This window comes from Streptomyces sp. NBC_00247, from assembly GCF_036188265.1.
Taxonomy (GTDB): Bacteria; Actinomycetota; Actinomycetes; order Streptomycetales; family Streptomycetaceae; genus Streptomyces.
On sequence record NZ_CP108093.1, the window covers coordinates 7,112,397 to 7,125,548 of the forward strand.

The 13,152-nt window shown below is 72.4% G+C and carries 12 protein-coding genes; 9 read left to right on the forward strand and 3 right to left on the reverse strand.

Going from position 1 to position 13,152, the window contains the following annotated elements:
• Positions 1 to 127 precede the first annotated feature (127 nt).
• Positions 128 to 631 carry a DUF6328 family protein gene (locus tag OHT52_RS30355; RefSeq protein WP_328723378.1) on the forward strand — a complete coding sequence of 168 codons (504 nt, stop codon included), beginning with the start codon at positions 128 to 130 and terminating at the stop codon, positions 629 to 631.
• Positions 632 to 670: 39 nt separating this feature from the next.
• Here the strand turns inward: OHT52_RS30355 and OHT52_RS30360 are convergent, their stop codons facing one another.
• The 3 genes from OHT52_RS30360 to OHT52_RS30370 all read right to left on the reverse strand — a co-directional run bounded on the left by OHT52_RS30360 (position 671) and on the right by OHT52_RS30370 (position 2,919).
• Positions 671 to 1,495 (reverse strand): VOC family protein, encoded by an 825-nt coding sequence (locus OHT52_RS30360; protein WP_328723379.1) that lies wholly within the window; start codon positions 1,493 to 1,495, stop codon positions 671 to 673.
• Positions 1,496 to 1,601: 106 nt separating this feature from the next.
• Positions 1,602 to 2,519, reverse strand: a complete 918-nt coding sequence (locus tag OHT52_RS30365) for a cation diffusion facilitator family transporter (RefSeq protein WP_328723988.1) — start codon at positions 2,517 to 2,519, stop codon at positions 1,602 to 1,604.
• Positions 2,520 to 2,589: 70 nt separating this feature from the next.
• Positions 2,590 to 2,919, reverse strand: a complete 330-nt coding sequence (locus tag OHT52_RS30370; RefSeq protein ID WP_328723380.1) for a DUF6479 family protein — start codon at positions 2,917 to 2,919, stop codon at positions 2,590 to 2,592.
• 88 nt (positions 2,920 to 3,007) lie between these two features.
• Here OHT52_RS30370 and OHT52_RS30375 point away from each other — a divergent pair, with 88 nt between their 5' ends.
• From OHT52_RS30375 to OHT52_RS30410, 8 genes are all read left to right on the forward strand, one after another.
• Positions 3,008 to 3,973, forward strand: coding sequence for an LLM class F420-dependent oxidoreductase (locus tag OHT52_RS30375; RefSeq protein WP_328723381.1), 966 nt, complete (start codon positions 3,008 to 3,010; stop codon positions 3,971 to 3,973).
• A 148-nt stretch (positions 3,974 to 4,121) separates the two neighbouring features.
• Positions 4,122 to 4,511 carry a hypothetical protein gene (locus tag OHT52_RS30380; protein WP_328723382.1) on the forward strand — a complete coding sequence of 130 codons (390 nt, stop codon included), beginning with the start codon at positions 4,122 to 4,124 and terminating at the stop codon, positions 4,509 to 4,511.
• Positions 4,512 to 4,566: 55 nt separating this feature from the next.
• Positions 4,567 to 5,157, forward strand: coding sequence for a (2Fe-2S)-binding protein (locus tag OHT52_RS30385; protein WP_328723383.1), 591 nt, complete (start codon positions 4,567 to 4,569; stop codon positions 5,155 to 5,157).
• Positions 5,154 to 6,158 (forward strand): FAD binding domain-containing protein, encoded by a 1,005-nt coding sequence (locus OHT52_RS30390; protein WP_328723384.1) that lies wholly within the window; start codon positions 5,154 to 5,156, stop codon positions 6,156 to 6,158. Before OHT52_RS30385 ends, OHT52_RS30390 begins: the two co-directional genes overlap by 4 nt.
• Positions 6,159 to 6,189: 31 nt before the next feature.
• Positions 6,190 to 8,289 (forward strand): xanthine dehydrogenase family protein molybdopterin-binding subunit, encoded by a 2,100-nt coding sequence (locus tag OHT52_RS30395; RefSeq protein ID WP_328723385.1) that lies wholly within the window; start codon positions 6,190 to 6,192, stop codon positions 8,287 to 8,289.
• Between the two features lie 195 nt (positions 8,290 to 8,484).
• Positions 8,485 to 8,946: an ATP-binding protein gene (locus OHT52_RS30400; RefSeq protein WP_328723386.1), complete on the forward strand. Its 462-nt coding sequence runs from the start codon at positions 8,485 to 8,487 to the stop codon at positions 8,944 to 8,946.
• Positions 8,947 to 9,097: 151 nt separating this feature from the next.
• Positions 9,098 to 10,519: an NADP-dependent succinic semialdehyde dehydrogenase gene (locus tag OHT52_RS30405; protein WP_328723387.1), complete on the forward strand. Its 1,422-nt coding sequence runs from the start codon at positions 9,098 to 9,100 to the stop codon at positions 10,517 to 10,519.
• A 106-nt stretch (positions 10,520 to 10,625) separates the two neighbouring features.
• Positions 10,626 to 13,049: a phosphoketolase family protein gene (locus OHT52_RS30410; RefSeq protein ID WP_328723388.1), complete on the forward strand. Its 2,424-nt coding sequence runs from the start codon at positions 10,626 to 10,628 to the stop codon at positions 13,047 to 13,049.
• The last annotated feature ends 103 nt before the right edge of the window (positions 13,050 to 13,152 follow it).

The following is a 13,152-nucleotide window of genomic DNA, read 5'->3' on the forward strand; positions in this document are numbered from 1 at the left end:
GGACTGCACCGAGAGGCACCACGCCGGTACGACCATCACGGGATTCACTGGAAGGAGTGAGGGGAAGGCGTAGGGCTCCGGCCGGAGGACGACCCCCGGCAGGCAAGTCGACGAGGGGAGAAGTCCAGTGGCGGTCGCTCGGGACGACGGACGGCAGGAAAGCCCGGAAGAGCGCGCGGACCGGCAATGGGGGGAGCTGCTGCAGGAGCTACGGGTCGCGCAGACCGGCGTGCAGATCCTCTTCGGGTTCCTGCTCGCCGTGGTCTTCCAGCCGCGCTTCGCCGAACTGGCCGAGGCCGACCGGACCATTTACGTCGTCACGGTCATACTGGGCTCTTCGACGGCCGCGGCCCTGATCGGCCCCGTCTCCTACCACCGGCTGCTCTCGGGCCGCCGGATGAAGCCGCAGACCGTCGCATGGGCGGCGCGGCTGACCATACTCGGACTCGTGCTGCTCTTCTGCACCATGTGCAGCGCGCTGCTGCTCATCCTGAGGGTGGCGCTCCACAACCAGCTGGCGCTCTGGCTCGTCGCCGGCATGGCGCTGTGGTTCGCCGTCTGCTGGTTCGTCTTCCCGCTGTGGGCGATCGCCCGCGACAACCGGCAGGAGGCCACGTCATCGGAGTCCTGAACGGACCCCGCGCAGCCCGGATCCCGCCCAGGCCCCTTCTCAGGCTCCGGCGACCTCCGGGCTGCCGACGTCCGTGACGCCGAACACCGCACCGTCGGGGTCGCGGACCACCGCCTCGGTACCGCCCCGGACCTCGTTGACGGCGACGACCGTTCCGCCGGAGCGTCGGACGGCCTCCGCCGTTCCGGTCACGTCCTCCACCAGGAACTGCACCTGCCAGTGAGGGCGCACGACCGGATCGGGTGAAGCCTCCACCGCCCCCGAACTGATCCGTGCCAGGGGGCGCCCCTCGCAGCGCACGATGACCTCTTCGTCCTCGTAGGAGACCTCGCAACCGCCGGGCCGGCCGCTGGCCCAGTCGAGTACCCCGCCGTAGAAGATCGCCGCGTCGAACGCGTTCCGCGTACGCAGACGCAGCCAGGCGTACGAGCGGTCGACGGGTGTGGACCGGGGGGACGGTGGCGTGAGGCGCTCCCAGAGACCGAAGACCGCTCCGTCCAGGTCGGACGCCAGGACCCCGCGCCCTTCGTTGAGCTTCAGCGGTCCCACCGCCACCGTCGCGCTGCGCTCGCGGACCCGCCCGGCCGCGACGTCCGCGTCCTGGACGGCGAAGTACGGCAGCCAGGCGACGGCGGTCTGGTACGAGGACGAGACGCCTCCGATGCCCGCGAGCGGCACCCCGTCGCGCCGGGCGACGGCGAAGTCGGGGCCGAGTTTGCTGGGGTGGAAGGTCCAGCCCAGTGCCAGGCCGTAGAAATGCTGCGCGGCCTCCAGGTCCCGGGTCAGCAGGTTGACCCAGCAGGGTGCCGCCGCGCCGCTCAGCGGCGCGGCGGAGGGGGGTGTACGGGGATCGCTTCCGGTCATCTTCACACTGCCTTCGTCCGGTCGGGCGGGCCCGTCTGCAGACTGCCGCGGGGCCAGAACCAGCGTCGGCCGACCGGACCGGTCCCGCAACACACGACCGGCGGGTTCAGACACCTCCGCGGGGAGGCGCATTGGTGATGTCGAGATAGACGTGCTCGGCCTGGGGCCACGTCCGGTTGATCGTCTCCCTGATGCGGACGGAGACCCGCTCGACCTCCTCGCTGTCGATGCCGGGCGAGAGGTCCACCCGTGCGGCGACCAGGACCGAGTCGAGCCCCAGCCGCATGGTGAGGAGGGACTCGACGCTGTCGATCTCCCCCTGGCGGCCCAGGAACTCCTCGATGCCCCTGCGCAGCGCCGGATCGGCGGACTCGCCGATCAGCTGGTCGCGGGCGTCCCGGCCGAGCCGGAAGGCCACGTACACGAGCAGCAGTCCGATGGCGAGCGAGGCCGAGGCCTCCCAGACGACGTTCCCGGTGACCAGGTGCAGCACCATGCCGGCCATGGCCAGGACCACTCCGACGACGGCGGTGGCGTCCTCCGCGACCACCGTGCGCAGCGCCGGGTCCTTCGCGCCGCCCTTCTCGTCACGCACCTGGAGCAGGGCGCGTACAAGCGAGGTGCCCTCGGCCACCAGCGCCACACCGAGAACGGCCAGGCCGACCGCGTAGCCGGAGGGGCCCGATTCCTCCTCGTGGCTTCGCAGCGCCTCGAAGCCCTGGAAGAAGGAGAAGCAGCCGCCCATGACGAAGATCCCCACGGCGGCCAGCAGGGACCAGAAGTACCGTTCCTTGCCGTAGCCGAACGGGTGACGCGCGTCGGCCGGGCGGCGGCTGCGCCGGAGGGCGGCGAGGAGGAAGACCTCGTTCACGCTGTCCGCCACCGAGTGCGCCGCCTCGGACAGCAGGGCGGGGGAGCCCGACAGGAGGCCGCCCACGGTCTTGGCGGCGGCGATCACCAGATTCGCCGCGAGGGCGACGAGCACGGTGATCCGGGTCCGCCGGTCGGCGTCCTTCCCGTTCACCGCGCCCGCCGCCCCCGGGTCGGGTGCGTCCGGTGGAGCGCCGGTGGTCCGGCGCTCGGTGCGTATGCCCTCAGTCACGGGGCCGGTCGCTCTCCGGCGGGGTGCTGCCGGTGCCGTGCTCCCCGAGCTCGTAGGGGGACAGGGCCGTGCCGTCGCCGGGGAAGCGGTCCTCGCCGTGCACGTTCTCCTGCTGGATGTGCGAGCGATGGGCCGGCGGGACGGGCTGTTCGTCGGCGCGCGGGGGCGGCAGTTCCTTGTCGCGGCGGCGCATGCCGAACCAGAAGGCGCCGATGAGCAGGGCCACGACAGCGACCGCGGCGATGATGAGGCCGGCTCCCAGCGCTCCCGATACGGCGAGCGTGGAGGATGCGGCGGCCTGGGCTCCGTTCGATACGTCCATGCATGCCGGATACCCCGGATGCGCACCGTCAGACAGTCATTCATTTGAATTCATGTTTTGTAGCTATATGACCGGATAAGTGTTTTGCATGGTGAAAATTGGCTACACGATGATGACCGAGCAGACCGGCCCCCGTGAGCTGGTGGCGGACGTCGTGGCCGCCGAGCGCGCGGGCTTCGACTTCTCCGTCACCTCCGACCACTACTTCCCCTGGTTGTCCGAACAGGGCCACGCCCCGTACGCGTGGACCGTGCTCGGCGCCGCCGCTCAGGCCACCTCCACCATCCCGCTCATGACGTACGTGACCTGCCCGACCGTGCGCTACCACCCGGCCGTCGTCGCACAGAAGGCGGCGACGCTCCAGATCCTCTCCGAGGGCCGATTCCGGCTGGGGCTCGGCTCCGGCGAGAACCTCAACGAGCACGTCACCGGCGCCGGGTGGCCGCGCGCCCGGGTCCGGCTCGACATGCTGGAGGAGGCCGTGCGGATCATCGGTGCCCTTTTCGACGGAGGGGTGGTGAACCATGCCGGTACCCACTTCCAGGTGGAGAACGCCCGGCTGTGGGACCTTCCGGAGACCCGGGTGCCGATCGGGATCGCCGTCTCCGGACCGAAGTCCTGCGCGATCGCGGGCGAGCTGGCGGACCTCGTCGTCGCCACCGAGCCGAAGGCGGACCTGCTCGACGCCTTCGCCCGCCAGGGCGGCGCGGGGAAACCCTCGGTCGGCCAGCTTCCCGTCTGCTACGACCCCGACCGGAGCGCCGCCGTGGCCCGGGCGCACGAACAGTTCCGCTGGTCCCTGGGCGGCTGGAAAGTCAACTCCGAACTGCCCGGACCGGACGGATTCGACCAGGCCACCGCGTACGTACGTCCCGAGGACGCCGCTGACGCGATCCCCTGCGGGAGTGACGTGGACGAGTTCACCGAGGCGGTACGCGCCTACCGCGACGCGGGCTTCACCGAGATCGCCCTCATCCAGGTCGGCGGCGCGCACCAGCAGTCCTTCATCTCCTGGGCCGAGAAGAAGCTGCTGCCCGCGCTCCGCTCCCTGTAGCCCGCCCCATGTCTGCTCGGCGGGTTCCCGGGCAGGACACCGGGACGGGCAATGCGCCGACTGCCGTACCCGTGTCGCCGACTTCCGGCCACGGGGCGAGCCTGGGAGCGGGCCGGCTCCGCCGCGTCCGGCTCCCGAGAAAGGAACCATGGTGAACACCAGCGACAAGGCCGCCTCCGGGCATCAGGAGAACTACGACGTCCTGGTCTCGCTGAGCGAATGCACGACCGACGACGCGAGCACCGTGTTCGAGGTGCTCCGCCGGGCCTTCACCTCCGACCGGTCCGCCGCCGACTCGCCCGCCGACGCGAACGGGCCCCGCCCGACCGTGTGGTCAGCCACCGTCGACGTCTCCACGCAGAAGGAGTCCGCGGGCCCCGCCTCACTCGCCGGGGAGGTCACCCTCGACGCCCAGGGCGGCTACTGGGCCGTCGACCGGCTCCGGGCGCGTCTCGCAGAGGTGTTCTCGGTGGAGGACGTCGGAACCGCGGCGGGGGACCAGGAAGAGGAAGTCAGGCTGCGGCTCACCAGCCGCTGACGCGCCCGGCCCGCACCGCCACCGTCCGGCCGGACAGAACGGAAGGCAACCGCACATGGAACACCACCGGCCGGACGAGGACCCGGAGAGCCCGCTCTCCCGGCGCGCACCGGAGGACGGCAGACTCCCCGTCCGTTCCCCCGTCACCCTCCACGTCAACGGCGCGACCAGGACGGTGACGCTCGACCACCGCACCACACTCCTGGACGCGCTGCGCGAACACCTCGGGCTCACCGGGACGAAGAAGGGCTGCGACCACGGGCAGTGCGGGGCCTGCACCGTCCTCGTCGACGACCGCCGGGCCAACAGCTGCCTGCTGCCGGCCGTCGCCCAGGACGGTGCCCGCGTCACCACGGTCGAGGGACTCGCCGAGGACGGCCGGCTCCACCCCGTGCAGGAGGCGTTCGTGGACCGCGACGCCCTTCAGTGCGGCTACTGCACCCCTGGCCAGCTCTGCTCCGCCGTCGGCATGCTCGCCGAGGCCGAGGCCGGCTTCCCCTCCCACGCCACCCCTGCCGCCGCCCTCGCCGAGGGAGGCCCCGTCGCCCTCGGTCCCGAGGAGATCCGCGAGCGGATGAGCGGCAACCTCTGCCGGTGCGGCGCCTACCCCCGCATCGTCGACGCGATCCAGGACGTGGCCCGATGAGACCCTTCGGATACCTGCGCCCCGCCTCCGTCGCCGAAGCGGTACGAGCGGCGGCGGAGAACCCCGGCGCCCGGTTCCTCGGCGGCGGGACGAATCTGGTCGACCTGATGAAGCTCGGCGTCGAAACACCGGGCGTCCTGATCGACGTCACCCGGCTGCCCCTGGACCGCACCGAACCCACCCCCGAGGGCGGGCTGCGCATCGGGGCGACCGTCCGCAACAGCGATCTCGCCGCCCACCCCTTCGTACGGCAGCACTACCCGGTCCTCACCCAGGCGCTGCTCGCCGGGGCGTCCGGACAGCTGCGCAACGTCGCCACCACCGGCGGCAACCTCCTCCAGCGCACCCGCTGCCCGTACTTCCAGGACGTGTCCAAACCCTGCAACAAGCGCGTCCCCGGCACCGGTTGCCCCGCGCGCGAGGGCGCCCACCGGGACCTCGCCGTCCTCGGCCACTCCGAGAGCTGCGTCGCCACCCACCCCTCCGATCTGTCGGCCGCCCTCGCCGCCCTCGGCGCCACCGTCCTGCTCCACGGGCCCGAGGGCGAACGGGCCGTCCCCCTCGCCGGATTCCACCGGCTGCCGGGGGAGAACCCGGACCAGGACACCGTGATCCGCCCCGGCGAACTCATCACCGCGGTGACCCTGCCCCCGAGCCCCGAAGGGTCGGAGCAGCTCTACCGCAAGGTCCGCGACCGTGCCTCGTACGCCTTCGCACTCGTCTCCGTGGCCGCCGTCCTCACGGTGCGCGACGGCCACGTCCGGCACGCCGCCCTCGCCTACGGCGGCCTCGCGCACCGCCCCTGGCGGGCCATCACCGCCGAGGCGGTGCTGCGGGGAGCACCCGCCACGGCCGAGACCTTCGCGCGCGCGGCCGACACCGAACTCGCCGCCGCCCGGCCGCTGCGCGACAACGCCTTCAAGGTCGGCCTCGCCCGCAGGCTGACCGTCGACGTACTCACCGAACTCACCGGGCGGACCGCCGCTTCCCGTTCCGTCTGACCTGCGCCCCCGACCCGCCTGAGGACCCGTCATGAGCCACGCCGCCCAGCCGCTCGGAGCACCCGTCGTCCGCCGCGAAGCCCGGGAGAAGGTCACCGGGGCGGCGCGCTACGCTGCGGAGCACACCCCGCCCGGCTGCCTCCACGCCTGGCCCGTCCCCGCGACCGTGCCCAAGGGGCGGGTGACCGCGGTCCGGACCGCCGACGCGCTCGCCCTCCCCGGTGTGCACACCGTGCTCACCCACGACAACGCCCCCCGCCTCCACACCCCCGACGACCCGACCCTCGCGGTGCTCCAGGACGACCGGGTGCCGCACCGGGGCTGGTACGTCGCTCTGGTGGTCGCCGACAGCCTCGAAGTGGCCCGGGCCGGAGCCGACGCCGTGGTCGCCGAATACGCGCGAGAGACGCACGACGTCGTACTCACCGAGGACCACCCCGGGCTGTACACCCCCGAGAAGGCCAACGGCGGCTTCCCGGCCGTCCGCGAACGCGGCGACTTCGCGCGGGCCTTCGAGGACGCCGAGAACCGGATCGACACGGTGTACCGGATCGGCCCCCTGCACAACCACCCCATGGAGCCGCACGCGACCACCGCCCGGTGGGAGGACGGCCGGCTGACCGTCCACGACTCCAGCCAGGGCTCCGGCACGGTCCGCGACACCCTGGCCGCCGTCTTCGGGATCGACGCGGACCGGGTGACCGCGATCTCCGAACACGTCGGCGGCGGCTTCGGCTCCAAGGGCACCCCGCGCCCCCAGGTGGTGCTCGCCGCGATGGCAGCGCTGCACACCGGCCGGCCCGTGAAACTCGCCCTGCCGAGGAAGCAGCTGTCCGCCGTCGTCGGCCACCGCGCGCCCACCGTGCACCGCGTCCGGATCGGCGCCGACGACGACGGCGCGATCACCGCCCTGAGCCACGAGGTCGAAACCCACACCTCCACCGTCAAGGAGTTCGTGGAGCAGGCCGCCGTACCCGCCCGGATCATGTACGCCTCCCCGCACAGCCGGACGGCCCACCGCGTGGCCGCCCTCGACGTGCCAAGCCCCTCGTGGATGCGCGCCCCGGGTGAGGCGTCCGGGATGTACGCCCTGGAGTCCGCGATGGACGAACTGGCGTGCGCGCTCGGCATCGACCCCGTCGAGCTGCGGGTGCGCAACGAACCCGCCACCGAGCCCGACTCCGGGAAGCCGTTCAGCAGCCGCGGCCTGGTCGCCTGCCTGCGCGAGGGCGCCGAGCGCTTCGGCTGGTACGACCGCGACCGGCGGCCCGCCTCCCGGCAGGACGGCCGCTGGCTGATCGGCACGGGCGTGGCCTCGGCGACGTACCCCGTACTCGTCGGGCCCTCCTCGGCCACCGCGCACGCCGCCGCGGACGGGAGCTGCCTCGTCGAGGTGAACGCCACGGACATCGGTACGGGCGCCCGTACCGTCCTCGCCCAGATCGCGGCCTCGGCGCTCGCCATCCCCGTCGACCGGGTCCAAGTCGCCGTCGGCGACAGCGGTCTGCCCACCGCGCCGCTCGCCGGCGGCTCCTCGGGCACCGCCTCCTGGGGCTGGGCGGTGCACAAGGCCGCCGCCGGTCTCGCCGCCCGGCTCGCCGCGCACCGCGGGCCGCTGCCCGCCGAGGGGATCACGGTGCGCGCCGACACGTCAAAGGAGACCGGCGCGGAGTCCCCGTACGCCCGGCACGCCTTCGGCGCCCACTTCGCCGAGACCGCCGTCGACTCGCTCACCGGCGAGATCCGGGTGCGCCGGCTGCTCGGCGTCTACGCCGCCGGACGCATCCTCAACTCCCGAACCGCGCGCTCCCAGTTCATCGGGGGCATGGTCATGGGCATCGGGATGGCGCTCACCGAGGGCAGCACCATGGACCCGGTGTTCGGCGACTTCACCGAGAGTGACCTCGCCGCCTACCACGTACCGGCCAACGCCGACGTGCCGGCGGCCGTCGAGGCGCACTGGATCGACGAGGACGACCCCCACCTCAACCCCATGGGCAGCAAGGGCATCGGCGAGATCGGGATCGTCGGCACCGCCGCCGCCATCGGCAACGCCGTCCGCCATGCCACCGGGGCACGGCTGACCGAACTGCCGCTCACCCCGGACAAGGTCCTGCCGTACCTGCCGTGAGGGCCGCCGAGGGCGCCTCCTACCCCGTGGGCGCCGCGCCCACCAGCGGCGACGGCCAACTGTTGCGCACCCGGACCAGCGGCGTCACCCTGAGGAGTGACACAGAAGTGATGACCGCTCACGCTTCGTGCTCAGGGGCCGTCGGTACTTCCACGACGGAGACGCACGTGGGCCTCGCGGTGAGGAGCCCCGACGATGACCGTTCCACTCGACCGGCACTACCTGGTCGAACTGCAGGTGTCGGCAGAACGCGTTTCCCAGCTGCGGCGCATCGTCGCGGCACACCTGCGCCACTGGAATCTCGAACTGCACGTCCGCCCGGTCTGCCGGGCGCTGGGGGAACTTCTGACCAACGTCCACCGGCACGTCGGCGGCGACAACGAGTGCGTCGTCGAGCTCCGCTGGACCGGCCGCCATCTTACGGTGGCCGTGGCCGACAACGGCGAGGGGATGCCGAGGCTGCTCGCCACCGGCGGCGGACTGAGCCGGGTCATGGCGCTCAGCGACAGCTGGGGCACCTGCCGGACGGACGACGGCAAAGTCGTCTGGTTCACCCGGTACGCCGAGGTGCCCCGCCCGGCCCGCCTGCTGCCCCGTGCGCCGCTCGACACGACCCCCGAGGCCCGTCCGCTGCCTTCGGCGGCGGCTCCCGCCTGACCGCTCTCCTCCTCCCCGCCCGGCCGATCCGGATCGCGTGCCCCCGGCGCGCATGATCCGCGACGGCCGGGTAGGTGCTGCGACGGGCCCGCGTTGCGCCGGGCGCGAAGGCGCGGGACGGTCGAAGAACCCAGGCAAGGAGGCCACAGCCATGCCCATCGCGACGGTCAACCCCGCGAACGGCGAAACGCTGAAGACATTCGACGCGATCGGCGAGGAGGAGACCGAACGACGGATCGCCACCGCGTACGCCACTTCCCGCACCTACCGCACCACGGAATTCGCCGAGCGGGCCGCCCTGCTGGAGAAGGCCGCCGACCTGCTGGACGCGGACCGCGACGCCATCGCCCGCACGATGACCCTCGAAATGGGCAAACCGCTCGCGGCGGCCCGCGCCGAGGCCGCCAAATGTGCCAAGGCCATGCGCTGGTACGCGGCCAACGCCGAACGGCTGCTGGCTGACGAACACCCCGCCGACGACGACGTCAGGGACTCCGGAGCCACCCGCGCCCGGGTCCACTACCGGCCGCTCGGCGTCGTCCTCGCCGTGATGCCGTGGAACTTCCCGCTCTGGCAGGTGGTCCGCTTCGCGGCGCCCGCGCTGATGGCGGGCAACGTCGGGCTCCTCAAGCACGCGTCGAACGTCCCGCAGACCGCCCTCTACCTCGGCGACCTGTTCCGCCGGGCCGGCTTCCCGGCCGGCGCCTTCCAGACGCTCCTGATCGGTTCCGGCGCCGTCGAGGCGGTCCTGCGCGACGACCGGGTCGCGGCCGCCACCCTCACCGGCAGCGAGCCCGCGGGCCGCTCCGTCGCCGCGACCGCCGGCGACACGGTGAAGAAGACCGTCCTCGAACTCGGCGGCAGCGACCCCTACCTCGTCATGCCCTCCGCCGACGTCGAACGGGCGGCGAAGACCGCCGTCACCGCCCGGGTCCAGAACAACGGCCAGTCCTGCATCGCCGCCAAGCGGTTCATCGTCCACACCGACGTGTACGACGCCTTCGCCGAACGCTTCACCGCCGCCATGGACGCCCTCACCGTGGGCGACCCGCTCCAGGAAGCCACCGATGTCGGCCCGCTCTCCACCGAGCAGGGCCGCGCCGACCTGGAGGAACTCGTGGACGACGCCCTCGGCAGGGGCGCGGAGGCCCTCTGCGGCGGCGGACGGCCGCGGGGCCTCGGCGGAGAACTCGAACAGGGCTGGTTCTACGCGCCCACCGTCCTGGCGGGCATCACCCCGCAGATGCGGATTCACCGCGAGGAGACCTTCGGCCCGGTGGCCACCCTCTACCGGGTCTCCGGACTCGAAGAGGCCCTGGAGATCGCCAACGACACCCCCTTCGGCCTCAGTTCCAACGTCTGGACCCGGGACCCGGACGAGATGGAGGCCTGCGTCCGCGACCTGGAGGCCGGCGGCGTCTTCTTCAACGGCATGACCGCCTCCCACCCCGCACTGCCCTTCGGCGGGGTGAAGCGCTCCGGCTACGGCCGCGAGCTCGCCGGCCACGGCATCCGTGAGTTCTGCAACGCGACCACCGTCTGGTACGGCCCCACGGGGGACGACGGCGCGTGACCCGGCCCCGCCCGTCGCCGACCGCCGCCCCGTACCCCGCCCACTGCCGGGCCGGCCGTCGCAGCCGGCCCGGCGCCATGTCCGACTCCCAGGAGGAGAATCCCTCGTGACCAGCACCGCCGGGCACCCGGCACCCTCTGACGCCCCGCCCGGCTCCACCGCGCCCGTCTCCACCACACTGGGCGACGACGAACTCGCCGCCCTCGACGCCCACTGGCGGGCCGCCAACTACCTCGCGGCGGGACAGATCTACCTCATGGCGAACCCGCTGCTGGAACAGCCGCTCGTCCGCGAGCACATCAAACCGAGGCTGCTGGGCCACTGGGGCACCTCACCCGGACTCAACCTCGTCCACACCCACCTCAACCGGGTGATCAAGGCGCGGAACCAGCGGACGCTCTGCGTCTGGGGACCCGGACACGGCGGCCCCGCCGTACTCGCCAACTCCTGGCTGGAGGGCAGCTACTCCGAGACGTACCCCGACATCGGCCGGGACGCCGAAGGCATGGGGGCACTGTTCAAGCAGTTCTCCTTCCCCGGCGGAGTGCCGAGCCACGTGGCGCCGGAGACACCCGGCTCCATCCACGAGGGCGGCGAGCTGGGTTACGCCCTCGCCCACGCCTACGGCGCCGCCTTCGACCACCCCGACCTGCTCGTGGCCTGTGTCATCGGCGACGGCGAGGCCGAGACCGGACCGCTCGCGACCTCCTGGCACTCCAACAAGTTCCTCGACCCGGTGCACGACGGAGCCGTCCTGCCGATCCTCCACCTCAACGGATACAAGATCGCCAACCCGACGGTGCTCGCCCGCATCCCCGAGGACGAACTCGACCAGCTGCTGCGCGGATACGGCCACGACCCGATCCACGTGAGCGGCGACGACCCCGCCGAGGTCCACCGCGCACTGGCCGCCGCGCTGGACGCGGCGCTCGACCGTACCGGCGAGATCCAGCGCGCCGCACGGGGCGGACGGTCCACCGGGCGCCCCCGCTGGCCGATGATCGTCCTGCGTACGCCCAAGGGCTGGACCGGGCCGGAAGAGGTCGACGGGCTGCCCGTCGAAGGGACCTGGCGCGCCCACCAGGTCCCGCTCTCCGGAGTCCGCGACAACCCCGACCACCTGCGGCAACTGGAGGCGTGGCTGCGCTCCTACCGGCCCGAAGAACTCTTCGACGACGCTGGCCGCCCCACCGCCCAGGTGCTCGCGGCGATCCCCGAGGGCGACCTCCGGCTCGGCGCCACCCCGTACGCAAACGGCGGACTGCTGCTGCGTGACCTCCCGGTGCCCCCGCTGGACGAGCACGCCGTCACCGTCGACAAGCCCGGTGCCTCGTCCCACGAACCCACCCGGGCGCTCGGCCGGCTTCTCGAAGGCGTCATGGAGGCGACGTCGGAGCGCCGGGACTTCCGGCTCGTCGGCCCGGACGAGACCGCGTCCAACCGGCTCGACGCCGTGTACGGCGCGACCGGCAAGGGCTGGCAGGGAAAGATCCTCCCGACCGACGAACACCTCGCCCGGGACGGCCGGGTCATGGAGATCCTCTCCGAACACCTCTGCCAGGGCTGGCTGGAGGGCTATCTGCTCACCGGGCGCCACGGGCTCTTCTCCAGCTACGAGGCGTTCGCCCACATCGTCGACTCGATGGTCAACCAGCACATCAAGTGGCTGCGCACCTCGCGACGGCTGCCCTGGCGCCGCCCCGTCGCCTCGCTCAACTACCTGCTCAGTTCGCACGTCTGGCGCCAGGACCACAACGGCTTCTCCCACCAGGACCCCGGGTTCGTCGACCACATCCTCAACAAGAGCCCCGAGGTCGTGCGCGTCTACCTGCCGCCCGACACCAACACCCTGCTCTCCACCGCCGACCACGTGCTGCGCAGCCGCGACTACGTCAACGTGGTCGTCTGCGGCAAGCAGCCGACCTTCGACTGGCTGACCATGGACCAGGCGCGCGTCCACTGTGCCCGTGGCGCCGGGGTGTGGGAATGGGCGGGCACCGAGGACGGAAGCCGCGAACCCGACGTGGTGCTCGCCTGCGCGGGGGACGTCCCCACCCTGGAGACCATGGCCGCCGCCGACCTGCTCCGGCGCCACCTGCCCGACCTCGCCGTACGCGTGGTGAACGTCGTGGACATGACCCGACTTCTGCCCCACGGCGAACACCCGCACGGCATGCCCGACAACGAGTACGACGCGCTCTTCACCCGGGACAAGCCGGTCATCTTCGCCTACCACGGCTATCCCTGGCTGATCCACCGCCTCGCCTACCGCCGGGCCGGCCACGCCAACCTCCACGTGCGCGGCTACAAGGAGGAGGGCACGACCACCACCCCCTTCGACATGGTGGTCCGCAACGACCTCGACCGGTACCGGCTCGTCATGGACGTGGTCGACCGGGTGCCCGGACTCGGTGTCCGCGCGGTCGCCGTACGCCAGGCCATGGCCGACGCGCGGACCCGCCACCACGCCTACATCCGCGAGTTCGGCGAGGACATGCCGGAGGTGACCGACTGGACCTGGACCGGCTGACCCGACGGGTACCTTCCGGGGCCGCCCGCACGCCGGGGCGGCCCCGGCCCGGTCTGCGCACGCCGTCGGCGGTCAGCGATCATGGCCGGGCCGAACGCCCGTC

Excerpts from the sequence above, each read along its gene's own strand:
- OHT52_RS30375 (WP_328723381.1), top strand. The coding sequence starts at position 3,008 with ATGGTGAAAATTGGCTACACGATGATGACCGAGCAGACCGGCCCCCGT.
- OHT52_RS30405 (WP_328723387.1), top strand. The coding sequence starts at position 9,098 with ATGCCCATCGCGACGGTCAACCCCGCGAACGGCGAAACGCTGAAGACA.
- OHT52_RS30400 (WP_328723386.1), top strand. The coding sequence starts at position 8,485 with ATGACCGTTCCACTCGACCGGCACTACCTGGTCGAACTGCAGGTGTCG.
- OHT52_RS30360 (WP_328723379.1), bottom strand. The coding sequence starts at position 1,495 with ATGACCGGAAGCGATCCCCGTACACCCCCCTCCGCCGCGCCGCTGAGC.
- OHT52_RS30370 (WP_328723380.1), bottom strand. The coding sequence starts at position 2,919 with ATGGACGTATCGAACGGAGCCCAGGCCGCCGCATCCTCCACGCTCGCC.
- OHT52_RS30380 (WP_328723382.1), top strand. The coding sequence starts at position 4,122 with ATGGTGAACACCAGCGACAAGGCCGCCTCCGGGCATCAGGAGAACTAC.
- OHT52_RS30385 (WP_328723383.1), top strand. The coding sequence starts at position 4,567 with ATGGAACACCACCGGCCGGACGAGGACCCGGAGAGCCCGCTCTCCCGG.
- OHT52_RS30390 (WP_328723384.1), top strand. The coding sequence starts at position 5,154 with ATGAGACCCTTCGGATACCTGCGCCCCGCCTCCGTCGCCGAAGCGGTA.
- OHT52_RS30395 (WP_328723385.1), top strand. The coding sequence starts at position 6,190 with ATGAGCCACGCCGCCCAGCCGCTCGGAGCACCCGTCGTCCGCCGCGAA.